Annotated in this window: 15 protein-coding genes; 4 read left to right on the top strand and 11 right to left on the bottom strand. The window is 63.2% G+C overall.

Annotation, left to right across the window (positions count from 1 at the left end; all coding sequences use genetic code 11):
• Nucleotides 1–59: 59 nt before the first annotated feature.
• A complete protein-coding gene (gene guaB / locus DYST_RS02180) occupies nt 60–1,517 on the bottom strand; it encodes an IMP dehydrogenase (RefSeq protein WP_102304670.1) in 1,458 nt (485 codons plus the stop codon).
• Nucleotides 1,518–1,694: 177 nt separating this feature from the next.
• Complete coding sequence (gene folD, locus DYST_RS02175) at nt 1,695–2,561, bottom strand: bifunctional methylenetetrahydrofolate dehydrogenase/methenyltetrahydrofolate cyclohydrolase FolD (RefSeq protein WP_239949694.1); 867 nt, start codon at nt 2,559–2,561, stop codon at nt 1,695–1,697.
• A 66-nt stretch (nt 2,562–2,627) separates the two neighbouring features.
• Here folD and DYST_RS02170 point away from each other — a divergent pair, with 66 nt between their 5' ends.
• Nucleotides 2,628–3,749, top strand: a complete 1,122-nt coding sequence (locus tag DYST_RS02170) for a GNAT family N-acetyltransferase (RefSeq protein WP_239949692.1) — start codon at nt 2,628–2,630, stop codon at nt 3,747–3,749.
• Here DYST_RS02170 and moeB read toward each other — a convergent pair whose 3' ends face one another.
• From moeB to ndk, 9 genes are all read right to left on the bottom strand, one after another.
• A complete protein-coding gene (moeB, locus tag DYST_RS02165; protein WP_428993975.1) occupies nt 3,750–4,805 on the bottom strand; it encodes a molybdopterin-synthase adenylyltransferase MoeB in 1,056 nt (351 codons plus the stop codon). It abuts the gene before it with no gap.
• A gap of 196 nt (nt 4,806–5,001) precedes the next feature.
• Nucleotides 5,002–6,402, bottom strand: a complete 1,401-nt coding sequence (gene der / locus DYST_RS02160; protein WP_102304674.1) for a ribosome biogenesis GTPase Der — start codon at nt 6,400–6,402, stop codon at nt 5,002–5,004.
• A 23-nt stretch (nt 6,403–6,425) separates the two neighbouring features.
• Nucleotides 6,426–7,652: an outer membrane protein assembly factor BamB gene (bamB, locus tag DYST_RS02155; protein WP_239949690.1), complete on the bottom strand. Its 1,227-nt coding sequence runs from the start codon at nt 7,650–7,652 to the stop codon at nt 6,426–6,428.
• Nucleotides 7,649–8,293, bottom strand: a complete 645-nt coding sequence (locus DYST_RS02150; protein WP_239949688.1) for a YfgM family protein — start codon at nt 8,291–8,293, stop codon at nt 7,649–7,651. Before DYST_RS02150 ends, bamB begins: the two co-directional genes overlap by 4 nt.
• Before the next feature lie 149 nt (nt 8,294–8,442).
• Entirely contained in the window at nt 8,443–8,790 is a 348-nt protein-coding gene (locus DYST_RS02145) for a RodZ domain-containing protein (protein ID WP_239949686.1), read from the bottom strand.
• An 8-nt stretch (nt 8,791–8,798) separates the two neighbouring features.
• Nucleotides 8,799–9,404, bottom strand: a complete 606-nt coding sequence (locus DYST_RS02140; RefSeq protein WP_239949684.1) for a helix-turn-helix domain-containing protein — start codon at nt 9,402–9,404, stop codon at nt 8,799–8,801.
• Between the two features lie 71 nt (nt 9,405–9,475).
• On the bottom strand, nt 9,476–10,276 hold the full coding sequence (pilW, locus tag DYST_RS02135) for a type IV pilus biogenesis/stability protein PilW (RefSeq protein WP_239949682.1): 801 nt from the start codon (nt 10,274–10,276) through the stop codon (nt 9,476–9,478).
• The gene (gene rlmN / locus DYST_RS02130) at nt 10,266–11,402 is read right to left on the bottom strand and encodes a 23S rRNA (adenine(2503)-C(2))-methyltransferase RlmN (RefSeq protein ID WP_199179065.1); all 1,137 of its coding nucleotides are present in this window, start codon (nt 11,400–11,402) and stop codon (nt 10,266–10,268) included. The genes pilW and rlmN overlap by 11 nt, the downstream gene beginning before the upstream one ends.
• Before the next feature lie 11 nt (nt 11,403–11,413).
• On the bottom strand, nt 11,414–11,839 hold the full coding sequence (gene ndk / locus DYST_RS02125) for a nucleoside-diphosphate kinase (RefSeq protein ID WP_102304677.1): 426 nt from the start codon (nt 11,837–11,839) through the stop codon (nt 11,414–11,416).
• A 236-nt stretch (nt 11,840–12,075) separates the two neighbouring features.
• Here ndk and DYST_RS02120 point away from each other — a divergent pair, with 236 nt between their 5' ends.
• From DYST_RS02120 to DYST_RS02110, 3 genes are all read left to right on the top strand, one after another.
• On the top strand, nt 12,076–12,699 hold the full coding sequence (locus DYST_RS02120) for a TetR/AcrR family transcriptional regulator (RefSeq protein WP_102304678.1): 624 nt from the start codon (nt 12,076–12,078) through the stop codon (nt 12,697–12,699).
• A 94-nt stretch (nt 12,700–12,793) separates the two neighbouring features.
• Nucleotides 12,794–15,178, top strand: coding sequence for a 3-hydroxyacyl-CoA dehydrogenase/enoyl-CoA hydratase family protein (locus tag DYST_RS02115; RefSeq protein WP_239949680.1), 2,385 nt, complete (start codon nt 12,794–12,796; stop codon nt 15,176–15,178).
• A 76-nt stretch (nt 15,179–15,254) separates the two neighbouring features.
• A complete protein-coding gene (locus DYST_RS02110; protein ID WP_239949678.1) occupies nt 15,255–16,463 on the top strand; it encodes an acetyl-CoA C-acyltransferase in 1,209 nt (402 codons plus the stop codon).
• Nucleotides 16,464–16,467 lie beyond the last annotated feature (4 nt).

Genomic DNA, 16,467 nt, shown 5'->3' with positions numbered 1-16,467 from the left:
GTGTGAGCGTCGCCTTCCGTTGAAACGAATGCGCCGGCCATGAGGCCGGCGCGTATCCATCAGGAATTGAGCCGGTAATTCGGCGCTTCCTTGGTGATCTGGATGTCGTGCGGGTGCGCTTCGGTGACGCCGGCGCTGGTCACTTTCACGAACTGCGCCTTCTGGCGCACGTCGTCGACCGTGGCAGCACCGAGGTAACCCATCGAGGCGCGCAGGCCGCCGATCAGCTGGTGAATGATGTTGCGCAGCGAGCCGCGATACGGCACACGACCTTCAATGCCTTCGGGCACCAGCTTGTCGGCGTCGGCTTCGTCCTGGAAGTAGCGATCCTTGGAACCCAGCGCCATCGCGCCCAGCGAACCCATGCCGCGGTAGCTCTTGTACTGGCGACCCTGGAACAGTTCGACGTCGCCCGGCGACTCTTCGGTACCGGCAAACATCGAGCCCAGCATCACGGTCGATGCACCGGCGGCGAGCGCCTTGGGGATGTCGCCCGAATAACGGATACCGCCATCGGCGATCAACGGGATCTCATCCTTCAGCGCCGTGGCGACGAGGTCGATGGCGGTGATCTGCGGCACACCGACACCAGCGACAACGCGCGTGGTGCAAATCGAACCAGGGCCCACGCCCACCTTCACCGCATCGACGCCGGCATCGAGCAGCGCGCGCGCCGCTTCACCGGTGACGATATTGCCGGCGATCACTTGCACCTGCGGGTAGCGCTTCTTCACCCAGCCGGCGCGTTCGATCACGCCCTGCGAATGACCATGCGCCGTGTCGACCACCAGCACGTCCACGCCGGCATCCACCAGCGCTTCAACACGCGCTTCGGTGTCGCCGCCCACGCCCACCGCGGCGCCAACCAGCAGACGCTCAAGGCGATCCTTGGCGGCGTTCGGGTTGTCGCGGGCTTTCTGGATGTCCTTCACCGTGATCAGGCCACGCAGCTGGAAGTCGTCATTGACGACCAGCACTTTCTCGATGCGGTGCTTGTGCAGCAGCTGCAGCACTTCGTCCTGACTGGCGCCTTCACGCACCGTCACCAGCTTCTCCTGGCGGGTCATGACGTTGCGCACGGGGTCTTCATGCTTGCGCTCGAAGCGCAGATCACGGCTGGTGACGATGCCGATCAGCTGTTCGCCATCCACCACCGGCACGCCGGAGATGTTGTGCGCGCGGGTGAGCTGCAACACTTCGCGGATGGAAGTATTCGGGCCGACCGAAATAGGACTGCGAATCACGCCCGCTTCGAACTTCTTCACCAGACGCACTTCGGCGGCCTGCTGCTCGGCGGTCATGTTCTTGTGAATGATGCCGATGCCGCCCTGCTGGGCCATGGTGATGGCGAGGCGGGCTTCGGTGACCGTATCCATGGCGGCGGACACGATGGGGATATTCAGGCGCAGGTTTCGGGTGAGCCGCGTGGAGGTGTCTACGTCACGTGGCAGAACGGCCGAATGGGCCGGAACGAGGTAAACGTCGTCGTAGGTGAGAGCCTCGGCGAGGATGCGCATGCGTTTTGTCCCGCTGCAAAGAGGAGATTATACGCAGAAGGCCTAGGCCCCGCTACTCTCTGCATGAACGAAAAGCCGGTCAGACCTTCTGCGGGAAGGCTCTCTGCATATGGTTTGACGCCGCAGTTTCAAGGCCCGCGCAAAACTCATGAGCCGCGTTTTCGTGGCGCGCCGCGATCAACCGTGATGGGCTGCGTCGCGCGCGTCCGCCGCTTCCAGCGTGTTTTCCAAGAGCGTCGCCACGGTCATGGGACCGACGCCACCCGGCACCGGCGTGATCCAGCTAGCGCGCTCGGCCGCGGGCGCAAAATCCACATCACCCACCAATCGACCGTCTTCGAGTCGATTGATGCCCACGTCGATCACCACCGCGCCCGGCTTGACCCACTCACCCTTGACCAGCCCAGGCTTGCCCACGGCGACGATCACAATATCTGCCTGACGCACGAAGCCTTCCAGGTCACGGGTGAACTTGTGGCAGCAGGTGGTGGTGCAGCCGGCGATCAGCAATTCCAGCGCCAGCGGACGCCCCACGTGATTGGAGACACCGACGACCACGGCATGCTGACCACGCACAGGGCGGTCGGTATGGCCCAGCAGGGTCATCACGCCACGCGGCGTGCACGGGCGCAGGCCGAAGCGGCGCAGCGCGAGGCGGCCTACGTTGACGGCCTGGAAGCCGTCCACATCCTTACCCGGATCAATGCGGTCGACCAGGGCGTCCTCGTCGATATGGTCGGGCAACGGCGACTGCACCAGGATGCCATGCACGGCCGGATCGGCGTTGAGGCGATCGATCAAGGCAAACAGCTCGTCCTGCGTAGTGCTGGACGGCAGGTCGAAATCGAACGAACGGAAGCCAACCTGATGGCAGGCTTTGCGTTTATTACGAACGTAGACGGACGACGCGGCATCGTCACCGACCAGCACGACGGCCAGACCGGGCGCATCTTGCCCCTTGGCCGTGCGTTCGGCGACACGCCGCCCGATGCGGTCCATCAGCTCCTGCGCGATGCGTTTGCCGTCAAGGATACGTGCGCTCATGGTCCGGGGCCGCCTACAAAGAGACCTATTATCCCGGCTCGGCCGCACGCACACAAACGAAACCGCATGGCTGATACAACCGCTTTGACCGCCCGCATCGAACTCGACGCCCAAGGGCTTCGGCTACGCCCATGGCAGCCCGAAGACGCCGACTCGCTGTATGAGGCCGCCCGAGAATCGCACGCCACCGTGTCACCGTGGATGTCGTGGCTGCGCGATAGCTACAGCCGGGACGACAGCGCAACGTGGATTGCGACGTGCCAGTCCAACCGCGAGCGTGGCGATGCCTATACCTTCGGGATCTTCGACGAGAGCGGCCGCGCACTGGGCGATATCGGCCTCAACCGCATCGACCACACAAGGGGTAGCGCCAACCTCGGTTACTGGGTCCGCGAATCAGCCCAGGGCCAAGGTGTCGCCAAGCGCGCGGCGCGGGCCATCGCTGCGTTTGGTTTCGAGGTGCTGGGCCTGGCCCGCATCGAGATTGTGGCTGCGGTAGAAAACGTGGCCAGCCGCCGTACTGCAGAGAGCATTGGGGCGCATCTCGACGGTATCTCGCCCAACCATATCCTTCTGCGCGATGAGGCCGTTCCCGCCGCGGTGTACTCGCTGCTACCGCCGGAGCAAGGCGATGCCTCACCTGGCCCCGTGCTGGAGGAAGGTACGTTGCGCCTGCGCCCGTTTCGCCACACCGACTTGCCAGCGCTCCACGCCTCCCTGCACGAGTCGATGGACAGCATCGGTCGCTGGCAAGCGTGGTGCACGCCCAAATACAGCATGGAAGATGGCGCCCGCTGGATCGCGCAGACGCGTCTGGCGTGGCAAGGCGTCGGCGACGAATGCGCATTGGCTATTACGGACCGGGCGACCGACGAACTCATCGGCTGCATCGCGCTCAATCACTGGCAACCTGAGTACGGGATGGCCAACCTGGGCTACTGGGTCCGCCAGAGCAGACAGGAGCAAGGCATTGCCACGGCAGCTGTGTGCCTATTGGCACGCCATGCGCTGCGTGTAACGGATTTGCGTCGACTGGAAATCGTAATCGCCGAGGACAACGTCGCCAGCCGGCGCGTTGCGGAGAAAGCTGGCGCGCGATTCGAGGCCATTGCGCGTCGCCGTCTGCTACTGCGCAGCGAACCGCAGGACGCCGCGATCTACTCGTTCATCGCAGACGACTTGCGCTGATCAACCCGCCGTGGCGCAGAGCTGCACTAGATCCTCATACCCATTGAATGTGGCGCCGTCGCCGCATCCCGGGCAGCCAGGATCGCGCGGCAAACGCGTCTCCTTGAAACGCATGCCAAGGGCGTCGACGTTGAGTAACCGCCCCACCAGCGGCTCGCCGATGCCGAGGATCAGCTTGAGCGCCTCGGTTGCCTGCAGCAAACCCACAATCCCTGGCAGCACGCCAAGCACGCCGGCCTCGCTGCAATTGGGTGCATCTGCTGCTGCAGGCGGCTCCGGAAACAGGCATCGGTAACAGGGCGACTCCGTTCGGCGCGGATCGAACACACTGACCTGTCCCGTAAAGCGCTCGACCGCGCCATAGACCATGGGAAGTCCCAGGCGCCGTGACGCGGCTGCCACCAAGTAGCGCGCAGGAAAATTGTCAGCACCATCAATCACTAGATCGTGATCAGCCAGTAGCCGCTCGACGTTGTCCGCTTGAAGGCGCTCATTGCGAATCTCAATGCGCACGCGGGGATTGAGCGCGGAAAGCGCGATGCGCGCCGACTCCGTTTTGTACATGCCGACACGGGCATCGGCATGAATGACCTGTCGATGCAGGTTCGAACGCTCGACTCGATCGTCATCGATCAGGGTGATCTGCCCCACGCCGGCCGCTGCAAAATAGAGCGAGGCCGGCGCACCGAGACCGCCCGCCCCCAGCAGTGCCACGCGCGCGGCTGCCAGCTTGGCTTGCCCTGCCTCGCCCACCTGAGGTAGCTGCAGTTGCCTTGCGTAACGCTCGGCGGCATCGCTATCCAAGGCTCCCGCCGCGATAGGCAAACCCTCCGCTTTCCAGCGCTGGTATCCGCCTGCCACCGACACCACCTGCTCGTAACCCATGCGCTGCAGAGCTTCCGCGGCCAGCAGCGAGCGCTGCCCGCTACCGCACAGAACCAGGATGGGATGCTGGCGATCGGCCTCGATCTGCTCGATGCGAAGCTCAAGAAATCCACGGGACAGCCCCACGGCGCCCGCCGGCGTGCCACTGGCCCGCTCACCGTCTTCACGCACGTCGATCAACAGGCCACCTTGCGCCTGTCTGGCGAGTGCATCGACAGGGGGGGGATTTCGGGAATGCTGGCCCGCAGGGATTCCAGCCAACGGTCGCGATTGAGGCTCGTCATTGGACTAGCTTACGGCGAAACGGGGGATGAGGCGCGGGCTGCCAGACCTTGGCTAGCAGCAGTACGCCGCCCGGACCTCAATCTCAGCGATCGCGCTTCTTCATCTCGCGGATCATGCGCTGACGCTTACGCTTCTGGCTGTCCGTGAGCACGTTCTTCTTGCCGGCGAAGGGGTTTTCACCGTCGCGGAAAAGGATACGCACTGGCGTGCCTTCCAGCTTGAATCGCTTGCGGAAGAAATTTTCCAGATAGCGACGATAAGCGGGCGCAATGTGTTTCGTGCGGCTGCCGTGGATGACGATGGTCGGCGGATTGTTGCCGCCAGGATGCGCAAAGCGCAGCTTGGGCGCATGACCCCGCACCAACGGCGGCTGATAGCCTTCGTAGGCCATCTCGAGTGTTTTTGTGAGTTCGGACGAACCCAGTTCTTTCGTGGCAGCGTGATGCGCCCGCACGACACCCTTCATCAGCTCTCGCAGGCCAGAGCCATGCAATGCCGAGATGAACACGGTCTTGGCCCAGTCGACGAATTGCAGGCGGCGCTCCAGCGCTCGCTGGCACTGCTCGCGCTGATAGCTGTCCATGCCGTCCCACTTATTGACGGCGATCACCAATGCCCTGCCCTCGTCGACGGCGTGACCGATCAGCGTGAGGTCCTGGTCAGCCAGGTTCTCGCGCGCATCGACCATCACCACCACGACCTGGGCGGCGGCCATTGACTGGAGTGTCTTGATGACACTGAACTTCTCCACCGCCTCCTCCACGCGCGCCTTGCGGCGAACGCCGGCGGTGTCGATCAGGGTGTACTTGCGACCGTCACGCTCAAGCGATACACGAATGGGATCGCGCGTCGTACCGGCTACATTGGAAACGATCAGGCGATCCTCGCCGAGCAGGCGATTGATCAGCGTGGACTTGCCTGCATTCGGACGGCCGACGATGGCAACACGAATGCTGTCCGCTTCGCCCGGATCGATTTCTTCGTGCTCTTCCTCGGGCAGCAGCTTGATGGCCGAGGCGACGAGATCTTCCGTGCCGCGATTGTGGGATGCAGCGAGCGGCAACGTGTTGGCGATGCCGAACACCGCGAACTCCGCCATGGCGTTCTGCAGGTCGAGGCCATCGGTCTTGTTGACGCCGGCGATGATCGGCTTGCCGCTACGACGAAGCTCATCAAGGATGGTCCGGTCCTGCGGCAACAGGCCGTCACGGGCGTCGACCACGAAGACCAATACGCTGGCCTCTTCGATAGCGAGGCGAACCTGCGCCGCGGTCAGGCCATCGATGCCTTCCTCTTCGCCCGACAGGCCGCCGGTATCTACCACCACGAACGGGCGCGTGCCGGTGCGGCACACGCCATAGTGTCGATCTCGCGTGACGCCCGGCATATCAGCCACCAGGGCGTCACGACTGCGCGTCATTGCATTGAAAAGGGTCGATTTACCGACATTAGGGCGACCGACCAGGGCAACGACGGGCAGCATTATTTAGACAACCTTTGATTCGATCAGCGGCCGCCGAGACGGTAAGCGCCGATGCGGCCCTTCTCATCTTCGACGTACACAATGTCACCCACAACCAGTGGCTGGGCGCGGATGGCCTTCTTGGACAAGCGCTCGCGTGCAGCCAGTGCACCATCACCGGTCTGCAGGAAGTGCACGTAGCCCTCGAGATCGCCGACTACGACGTAATTACCCAGCACGGCCGGGCCCGTAAGCCAGCGGTACTTGAGCGCGTCGTTCTTCCACATGTCAGCGCCGCCGCTCTTGTCGAACGCCCACACCTGCGATTCGTCATTCACGCCATAAATGGCGTTGTCGGTGACATCCAGCGCGGTGAAAGTGGAGAACGGACGGCCCCACAGCGGACGGCCACTGGGGCCATCAATGGCAGCCAGATTGCCGTGGTAGGCAGCACCATACAGGGTGGTACCGGAAAGCAGGATCGCGCCGTCGGCATCAGCCAAGCGGTCGATCTCGGTGCGGCCTTCGCCGCTGGCGAGCGTCTGCTCCCAGAGCTTCTCGCCGTTGTCCTCGCGCAACGCCACCAACTTGCCGGCGTCGTTACCGAAGAACACCACGCCATTGGCGGCCAGCAGCGGGCCGTTGCCGCGCAGGCTGAGCAGCGGCACGTTGTCCTGGTCGTACACCCAGTGGCGTTCGCCGGTGGCACTGTCGAAACCGTACAGACGGCCGTCCTGGGTGCGGGCAATCACGAGGTTGCCGGAGATGACCGGCGAAGAAATCACTTCGGAATTGACGACCGACTCCCAGCGCGGGCTGCCGTCCTTCGCGTTGATGCCGTACACGTGACCATCGAGCGTGCCGACCACGAGCAGATCGCCGGACACCATCGGACCACCGGCGTACAAGGCATCGGCGCGCTTCTTGTCGCCCCAGCCGAACCAGCCCTTGGTACGCGAGCTCTTGGACCACAGCGTCTTGCCACTGGTCGCGTCGATGGCAGCTAGCTTGCCGTCAGTGCTACAGGCATACAGCACACCATCGGCGAAAGCCGGGCGCAAACGGACGCCGCTGTCGCCAGCACCATCACCCACGCTAGTAGTCCACAGCTTGCTGACCTGGGCGGTCGGCTTGAAGTCCTTGGCCAACGGGGTCGGCGGCTGGACATTTTCCTTCTTGAACGAGTGGCAACCGGCAAGGACCACCAGGGAGGTCAGCGCCACCAGCCAAACGCGCTTCATCGCACCGCGCTTCTTCACTTCAGCTTTCATGCACCCTGCTTCCCGGCCACGGCCAGATCATCGATTTTCATCTGCACGCTTTGAGGCGCGTTCTCACCCATTGCCGCCTTGGCGGCTTCGTACGCCTTGCGAGCATCGTCCGGGCGCCCAAGCTTGACCAGCACATCGCCGCGTAGTTCCTGAGCGACGCCCGTGTAAGCCTTCGGCGGCATGCGATCCAATGCGGCCAGCGCGTCCGCGCCCTTGCCCTGTGCCAGCTGGACGCGCGCGATGCGCATCTGGGCCAGCGCCTTGAGGTTCGCATCAGAGGCATGGGTCTCGGCCCAGCTCAGGGACTCGATAGCCTTATCCAGTTGCTTGGCCTGGACCTGACGCTCCGCGCGATCGCTCACGGCGAAAACGGCATAAGCGGAGTCGGTGTAGTCCTTGAGCAGCTGATCGGTCAGCTGGTCGGCGTTGTCTGCCTTGCCAGAGGCCGCGGCCACCTGAATCTGCGCATAGATGTTTGCAGCATCAGCCTGATGCGCAGCCTTATGGTCGTTCCACTTGCCCCAGCCGAAGATGCCGACCAAGCCGATCGCAATGCCGACGACGATGGACAGGCCGTTTTGGCGCAACCACTGCTGTACGCGTTCGCTCTGTTCGTAGTCGTCGTACGCTTCAAATGCCATGCAATCACCCTAAGGGAGCCACACATCAAGGGCCTCTGGCGGCACCCGTCATGCGGAAAAGAAATCAGCCCGACTTGCCCGCTCGTCACCGAGCGGACAATGGGCAAGCATAACCGATTGCGCCAGACCGCACAGGCCCGGCGCGCGACTCAGGCGCCGGCAGGCGCTGCCTTGCCGTCGTGCATTTCTACGCGGAAATGAGCGACGTTCGAACGGCGGTAGCTGTCCAGCGGCATGGGCTGGCCATCCAGCGTGACCTGCGCGCCATTGGCATTACCAATGCGCACTTCCATGGCCTGATCGCTGTGATAGGTCTTGGAGATGCCAGCGGAGAGCAAGCCGTATTCAAGACGCGAGCCATCCTTGGTGGTGATCTCGACCCAGCTGGCACTCTGCAGGTTGAGCACCAGGCTGTGCGAACCATTGCCCACAGCATCCGAGGCCACGGGCGCTGCGGCTGCGTGCGTATCGCCACTCAGATTGGGGAATGGCGTCATGGATGCCATCAGCGGCTGATCTTGCGGGGTGGCGTTTCCTGAGCCACTTGCTGCTGAGGGGCAGCGGCGGCGACATCAGCCGTACCATCCTGCGATTTCACAGGTGCAACAGCCACGGCAGCCACAGCCGCACTGGCGCTGCTCGCCGGCGCATCCACCTGCGCTACAGGGGCGGCGTCCAGCGGCGCCAAGTGACTGACGTCGCGATCAAGGGTGCCACGCACGCCCAGCCAGATGGTTGGCACCACGATGGCCGCCGTCAGCACCACGTAGGTCGCGGCGCGCGCGTAGTTCTCGAGCAGGTAGCGCGAATGCGAAATGCCGCCGGTGGCAACCAGCGACGGCTGAGCCAGCCTGATCTGCTCAAGCTCCGCCTTCACCTCGGTCTCGTCGACACCCAGATAGCGCGCGTACTTGACGAGATAACCCGCTAGGTAGACTTCGTAGTCGATGCCACCGTATTCGTTGCTCTCGATCTGCTTGAGCACACGGGTCGGCAGACGCAGCGCATGCGCGCACGCCTCGACACCAAGCCCACGGGCCTCGCGCGCAGCGCGCAAACGCCCGCCAAGATTGCCCTTGATCGCTTCCAGCGGAGAGGGTTCGGTATCCATGGTGACATCAGGTGCTTGGGTGAAAGGAACTTCTCGGTTGCCGCTGTCGGCCGGATTTGACTGCTGAGAGGTCATTGGCGTGCGGTTGCGTCGAGGGCGCGCGCCTGTTCCGAATCCGGGAACTGGCTTTGCAGTCGCCTACTGTAGTTAAGAGCAGCATCCCTGTTGCCCAACCGTGATTCTATGTCGTGCCCAAGCTTGAGTGATGCCGCGGTCGGCTGACCCAGCGCATCGAATCGCTGGATGAAGGCACGCGCGCGGAACGCATCGTTCTGAAGATAAAGCACATTGGCGAGCTGATACAACGCCCCACCGTTGTTTGGATCGATTTCAAGCGCCTTGCGGAAGTCTGCCTCGGCACCCGGCAGGTTCTGTGCCTTCTGCTCACAGATGCCAGCGTTGTTCCAGGCCAACGACGGGGTCTGGTAGAACGGGTCGGCCACGGCCTTCTGGAAATACGGCAATGCCTCGGCCGTCTTGCCCTCACGGCTGCACAGGAACCAGCCGAGGTTGTTATTGGTGTCACCCTTGTCCGGAGCCAGCGACTGCGCCTTGCGATAGTGCAACTCGGCATTGGGCATGTCGTTGATGCGCTCGTAGATCACCGCGGCGACGGTGTGGGCGGGCACGTAATTAGGGTCGAACTGCAAGGCCTTGTTGATCTTGACCAGTGCATCTTCCAGGTCACCGTTGACCAAGTATTGCTGGGCCAGCTCAGTGTGGACGCGAGCACCCTCTTGCTTCTGCTCCGCCTTGGTCGTGCGCGGAATCTTGTCCGGAGGCGGTGTGGACGTATTGGTATTGGACACGGGCACGCAGGCCGCCATGAGCATGGCCGCACCCGCACTCAGCAGAATTCGATCAAGCCGCATGGCTCGCCCCTTCGTCCAGACGCTTTAGAAACTCGGCCTGACGACGGGTGCGATCCAAAACCTGCCCTTTGAGCTGACCACATGCCGCATCGATGTCGTCGCCTCGGGTACGGCGCAACATGGTGAGCACGTTGGCATTGAGCAACTGGGTCTGGAAGGCGCGAATGGTTTCGACGTCGGAGCGCTCGAAACGCGTGCCAGGAAAAGGATTGAACGGAATCAGGTTGACCTTGCACGTCGGCATGCGACGCATCAGCTTGATCAGCTGGCGCGCGTGCTCGGGCTGGTCATTGACACCCTTCATCAGGGTGTACTCGAACGTGATGGACGTGCGCGGCTTGCGATCCAGCCAGCGCTGGCAAGACGCCATCAATTCGGCGATGGGATAACGCTTGTTGAGCGGCACGAGTTCCGTACGCAGCTCATCGTTGGCGGCATGCAGCGACACGGCCAGCGACACATCGATGGTTTCGGACAACTTGTCGATCATCGGCACCAGGCCAGCGGTGGATAGCGTGACGCGCTTGGACGCAAGGCCAAAGCCCAGATCATCGCGCATCAGGCTCATGGCCTTGGTGACGTTGTCGAAGTTCAGCAACGGCTCGCCCATGCCCATCATCACCACGTTGGTGATGCGGCGATTCTGGTGCGTGACGTTGCCGAGGTATTTGGCCGCCACCCACATCTGTCCAATGATCTCGGACGTGGCGAGGTTGCGGTTGAAGCCCTGCGTCGCAGTGGAGCAGAACTGGCAGTTCAGGCCGCAACCCACCTGCGAAGACACACACAGCGTGCCGCGGGTGGGCTCAGGGATATAGACCGCCTCAACGGCGTTACCGCCGTCCATGCCGAGCAGCCACTTGTGCGTGCCGTCGGCGGCGCCCTTGTCGAACATCGTCTTGGGCACACCGACGTAGCAAGACGCTTCGAGCTTGGCTCGAAGCGTCTTGCCGACATCGGTCATGTTTTCGAAGTTGTCTTCCAGGCGGTGGTAGATCCACTTCATCACCTGCTCGGCGCGATACGGCTTCTCGCCGAGTTGCGCGAAGAAATCCCGCAGGCCCTGTCGATCGAAATCGAGCAGGTTGACCTTGTCGGGCGGATTGATGATGACTGCCTGGTTCACAACTGCATGCCTCAGCGCGGATGAACTTCCGTCGTCGCGAAGAAGTACGCGATTTCGACGGCAGCCGTTTCGGCGGCGTCGGAACCATGCACAGCGTTTGCGTCGATGGAGTCGGCGAAGTCGGCGCGGATCGTACCCGGCGCGGCGTCCTTCGGATTGGTGGCGCCCATGAGGTCGCGGTTCTTCAGGATGGCGTTATCACCCTGCAGCACCTGGATCATCACCGGGCCAGAGATCATGAACTCGACGAGCGCGTTGAAGAACGGACGCTCCTTGTGCACGGCGTAGAAGCCTTCGGCTTCGGCGCGCGACAGCTGCTTCATCTTCGAAGCGATGACCTTGAGGCCTGCCTTCTCGAAGCGTGCATAGATTTCACCGATCACGTTCTTGACAACGGCGTCGGGCTTAATGATGGAAAGGGTGCGCTCCAGCGCCATGTGGGTCTGCTCCGGAAAAACTGGTATCTGAGTGGGCGGTCGGCCGTGTTACCGGCGAACTTACGCCAAATCCTGTCTAGATATACGGATTTAGCTCACGAAAGTTTGACAGATTCTACCTGATACGCAAGCCGGGCGCTGGTTTTGGGGCACTGTCTGAAACGACCGTTTGACGAGCGTAAATCGACCCGCGTATCCTCAAACGATCGTTTGATTCCTGACCAGGGTTGCGAACCATGCCAGTCTCCAGTGCTTCCATGCCCACCAAGGAACGCATTCTCGGCGCGGCGGAGGAATTGTTCGCCCGCCACGGCTTCGAAGGCGCCTCGCTGCGCCAGCTGACCTCTGCCGCCGGAGTCAACCTGGCCGCCGTCAACTACCACTTCGGCTCCAAGGACCGCCTGATCGAAGAGGTGTTCCGCCGCCGCCTGGATCAGCTCAACGGACGCCGCATGGCGGCCCTGCAGAAGGTCACCGGGGAGCCCGATACCACCATCGAGGACGTGCTGGCTGCCTTCATCGTGCCTGCACTGGAGCTCTCCCACGATGGCAATGGTTCGCTCTTCATGCGTGTGCTGGCCCGGGCGTTCGCCGAGCATGACGACACCCTGCGCAAGTTCTTGTCGGACAACTACGGCCACGTGATGCGCCAATTCACCGCCGAATTCGCGCGCCTGCTGCCGAACCTGAGCAAGGAGGAGCTGTACTGGCGCGTGGACCTGGTGACCGGTGCGTTGACGCATGCCATGTCGGGCTTCGGCATGATCCAGCGCAAGAGCGACGTGCCGGAGCACCGTCACCGCGAACAGACCGCCGAGCACCTCATCCGCTTCGCCGCCGCGGGCCTCAAGTCCCCCTGATCACACACCACCGAATTCTTTCGGGCGACTACGGCCGCCCGTCTCACTACCCAACGTTCCATCACCCCCAGCGTTTCGCACTACGGAGAAGCCAATGACCGCTCCATCCATCCCCAAAGCGCTACGTATCCGCAAGGCCGCGGTACTCGGCGCCGGCGTCATGGGCGCGCAGATCGCCGCGCACCTGAGCAATGCCGGCGTCGAAACCGTGCTGTTCGACCTGCCCGCCAAGGACGGTCCCAAGAGCGGCATCGCGCTGAAGGCCATCGCCAATCTGCAGAAGCTTTCCCCTGCCCCGCTGGCTGACAAGAACGTCGCCGCGACGATCATCCCGGCCAACTACGACGAACATCTTGATCATCTCAAGGACGTGGACCTGGTGATCGAGGCGATTGCCGAACGGATGGACTGGAAGCTGGATCTCTACAAGAAGATCGCTTCGCACCTGTCGCCGACCGCCGTGATCGCATCCAACACGTCGGGCCTGTCGATCAACAACCTGGCCGAAGCACTGCCGGAAGAAATGCGCCATCGCTTCAGCGGCGTGCATTTCTTCAACCCGCCGCGCTACATGCACCTGGTCGAGCTGATCCCGACCAAGCTCACCGACAAAAATGTGCTGGAAGGCCTTGAGGCGTTCCTGACCACGGCGCTCGGCAAGGGCGTGGTGTACGCCAAGGACACGCCGAACTTCATCGGCAACCGCATCGGCGTGTTCTCGATGCTGGCCACCATGCACCACACGCAGCAGTTTGGCCTGGGCTTCGACACCGTCGATGCGCTCACCGGTCCGGCCGTGGGTCGTCCCAAGAGTGCGACCTACCGCACCGCCGACGTCGTCGGCCTGGACACCATGGCGCACGTGATCAAGACCATGGCCGACACGCTGGCCGATGATCCGTGGCACGAGTACTTCAAGGCACCGGTGTGGCTCTCCGCCCTCATCGAAAAGGGTGCACTGGGCCAGAAGACCGGCGCGGGTTTCTATCGCAAGGCCGGCAAGGATATCGTCGTACTCGACGTGGCCAAGCAGGACTACCGCCCGTCCGAACAGAAGGCGTCTGACGAAGTCGCCGCCATCCTCGCCATCAAGGATCCGGCCGAGAAGTTCGGCAAGCTGCGCGCGTCGAATGACCCACAGGCACAGTTCCTGTGGGCCACGTTCCGTGACCTGTTCCACTACAGCGCCTATCACCTGGCCGACATCGCCGACACCGCGCGTGACGTCGACTTCGCCATCCGCTGGGGTTACGGCTGGAAGCTCGGCCCGTTCGAGACCTGGCAGGCCGCCGGCTGGCAGCAGGTCGCCGGCTGGATCGCTGAAGACATCGCCGCCGGCAAGGCCATGAGCAAGGCCCCGCTGCCTGCGTGGGTTACCGACGGCCGCAGCGGCGTGCATGGCAAGAACGGCTCGTACTCGGCCAGCGCCAACACCGACAAACCGCGTTCGCAGCACCCGGTCTACCAGCGCCAGCTGTTCCCCGATCCGATCCTCGGCGAGAAGTTCGACCAGGGCACCACGGTGTGGGAGAACGACGGCGTGCGTCTGTGGACGCTGGGCGACGACGGCGTGGGCATCATCTCGTTCAAGACCAAGATGAACACGGTCAACGACCACGTGCTCAATGGCGTGCAGCAGGCCATCGATGTCGCCGAGCAGCAGCTCAAGGCCGTGGTGATCTGGCAGACCGGCGAGCCGTTCTCGGCTGGCGCTGATCTCAAGGGCGCGCTGGGCCTGCTACAGGCTGGCAAGTTCGACGACTTCGAGAAGATGGTCGCCAACTTCCAGGCCACCAGCATGCGCATCAAGCATTCGCTGGTGCCGGTGGTGTCCGCCGTGCGTGGCCTCGCCTTGGGGGGCGGTTGCGAGTTCCAGATGCACTCGGCACGCACCGTTGCCGCACTGGAGAGCTACATCGGCCTGGTCGAGGCGGGCGTCGGCCTGCTGCCGGCTGGTGGTGGTCTACATGAGCTGGCCATCCGCGCCGCGAAGGCCAACCCGGAAGATCCGTTCGAAGCTCTGAAGAAAGTGTTCGAGACGATCGCCATGGCGAAGGTGTCGGGCAGCGCAATGGAAGCCAAGCAGTTGGGCCTACTGCGCGACAGCGACGTGGTCGTATTCAACGCCTACGAACTGCTGTTTGTGGCCAAGAAGGTTGCGCTGTCGCTGGCCGAAAGCGGCTGGCGTCCGCCGATGATGGCTCGCAACATCCCAGTCGCTGGTGATGTCGGCACCGCTACGTTCCAGGCCTCGCTCGCCAATCTCGCGGAAGGCTATTTCGCCTCGCCGCATGATGTGGCCATCGCCACGCGCATCGCGGACACGCTGTGCGGCGGCAAGATCGAGCGCGGTTCGCAGGTGGACGAAGAGTGGCTGCTCCAGCTGGAGCGCAAGCACTTCGTGGAGCTGGCCAAGACCGAGAAGACCCAGGCCCGCATCGCGCACACCATGACCACTGGCAAGCCGCTGCGTAACTGATAGCGCGTCTTTCCCGCGACCAAAAAACTTTGAGTGCGTCGCCGCGAATCACGCGCGACGCCACGGAGCAAAACTCATGACCAAGCAAGTGCAAGACGCCTACATCGTCGCCGCCACCCGCACGCCGGTCGGCAAAGCGCCGCGCGGCGTGTTCCGCAACACCCGTCCGGACGACATGCTCGCCCACGTGATCCGCGCCGTGATGGCGCAGGCGCCGGGTATCGATCCGCATCGCATCGAAGACGTGATCGTCGGCTGCGCCATGCCCGAAGCCGAGCAAGGCATGAACGTGGCGCGCATCGGTGCGCTGCTCGCCGGCCTGCCGTACACCGTGCCGGGCGTCACCATCAACCGCTTCTGCTCGTCGGGCGTGCAGGCGATTGCCATGGCTGCTGATCGCATCCAGCTCGGCGTGGCCGATCTGATGATTGCAGCCGGCACCGAAAGCATGAGCATGGTGCCGATGATGGGCCACAAGGTGGCGATGAATCCCGCCATCTTCGCCAACAAGGAAGATGTCGCCATCGCCTACGGCATGGGCATCACTGCCGAGAAGGTCGCCGAACAGTGGAAGGTCACGCGCGAGCAGCAGGACGCCTTCGCCGTGGAAAGCCATCGCCGCGCGCTGGCTGCCATTGCCGCCGGTGAATTCAAGGACGAGATCACCCCGTTCCAGCTCGATGATCATTACCCCGACCTGGCCACACGCGGCATCACCACCGACAGCCGCCTGATCGACACGGACGAAGGTCCGCGCGCCGGTACCACGCTGGACGTGCTGTCCAGGCTGCGCACGGTGTTCCGCAACGACAAGTTCGGCGGCTCAGTGACGGCCGGCAACTCCTCTCAGATGTCTGATGGTGCGGGCGCGCTGCTTCTGGCCAGCGAGAAGGCGATCAAGGAGTTCAACCTCACCCCGATCGGCCGCTTCGTCGGCTATTCGGTGGCTGGCGTGAAGCCGGAGATCATGGGCATCGGCCCGAAGGAAGCGATTCCGAAGGTGCTCAAGCAGGTCGGCCTCACCAAGGATCAGCTGGACTGGATCGAGCTCAACGAGGCGTTTGCCGCACAGGCGCTGGCCGTCATCGGCGATCTGGGCCTCGACCCGGCCAAGGTGAATCCGCTGGGCGGCGCCATTGCGCTCGGTCACCCGCTGGGCGCCACGGGCGCTGTCCGCGCCGCCACGCTGCTGCACGGCATGCGCCGTCGCAAGCAGAAGTACGGCATGGTGACCATGTGCATCGGCACCGGCATGGGCGCAGCAGGCGTGTTCGAAGCGCTCTGATCGC

It is taken from the genome of Dyella terrae, from assembly GCF_022394535.1.
Classification (GTDB): Bacteria; Pseudomonadota; Gammaproteobacteria; order Xanthomonadales; family Rhodanobacteraceae; genus Dyella.
Note: the sequence above shows the minus strand (reverse complement) of the source record. Positions and strands in the feature narration are given on the sequence as shown.

Coding starts and splice junctions, on each gene's coding strand:
- DYST_RS02170 (WP_239949692.1), top strand. CDS start 2,628: ATGGCTGATACAACCGCTTTGACCGCCCGCATCGAACTCGACGCCCAA.
- DYST_RS02110 (WP_239949678.1), top strand. CDS start 15,255: ATGACCAAGCAAGTGCAAGACGCCTACATCGTCGCCGCCACCCGCACG.
- DYST_RS02150 (WP_239949688.1), bottom strand. CDS start 8,293: ATGGCATTTGAAGCGTACGACGACTACGAACAGAGCGAACGCGTACAG.
- ndk (WP_102304677.1), bottom strand. CDS start 11,839: ATGGCGCTGGAGCGCACCCTTTCCATCATTAAGCCCGACGCCGTTGTC.
- guaB (WP_102304670.1), bottom strand. CDS start 1,517: ATGCGCATCCTCGCCGAGGCTCTCACCTACGACGACGTTTACCTCGTT.
- DYST_RS02140 (WP_239949684.1), bottom strand. CDS start 9,404: ATGGATACCGAACCCTCTCCGCTGGAAGCGATCAAGGGCAATCTTGGC.
- DYST_RS02145 (WP_239949686.1), bottom strand. CDS start 8,790: ATGACGCCATTCCCCAATCTGAGTGGCGATACGCACGCAGCCGCAGCG.
- der (WP_102304674.1), bottom strand. CDS start 6,402: ATGCTGCCCGTCGTTGCCCTGGTCGGTCGCCCTAATGTCGGTAAATCG.
- bamB (WP_239949690.1), bottom strand. CDS start 7,652: ATGAAAGCTGAAGTGAAGAAGCGCGGTGCGATGAAGCGCGTTTGGCTG.
- DYST_RS02115 (WP_239949680.1), top strand. CDS start 12,794: ATGACCGCTCCATCCATCCCCAAAGCGCTACGTATCCGCAAGGCCGCG.
- DYST_RS02120 (WP_102304678.1), top strand. CDS start 12,076: ATGCCAGTCTCCAGTGCTTCCATGCCCACCAAGGAACGCATTCTCGGC.
- pilW (WP_239949682.1), bottom strand. CDS start 10,276: ATGCGGCTTGATCGAATTCTGCTGAGTGCGGGTGCGGCCATGCTCATG.
- folD (WP_239949694.1), bottom strand. CDS start 2,561: ATGAGCGCACGTATCCTTGACGGCAAACGCATCGCGCAGGAGCTGATG.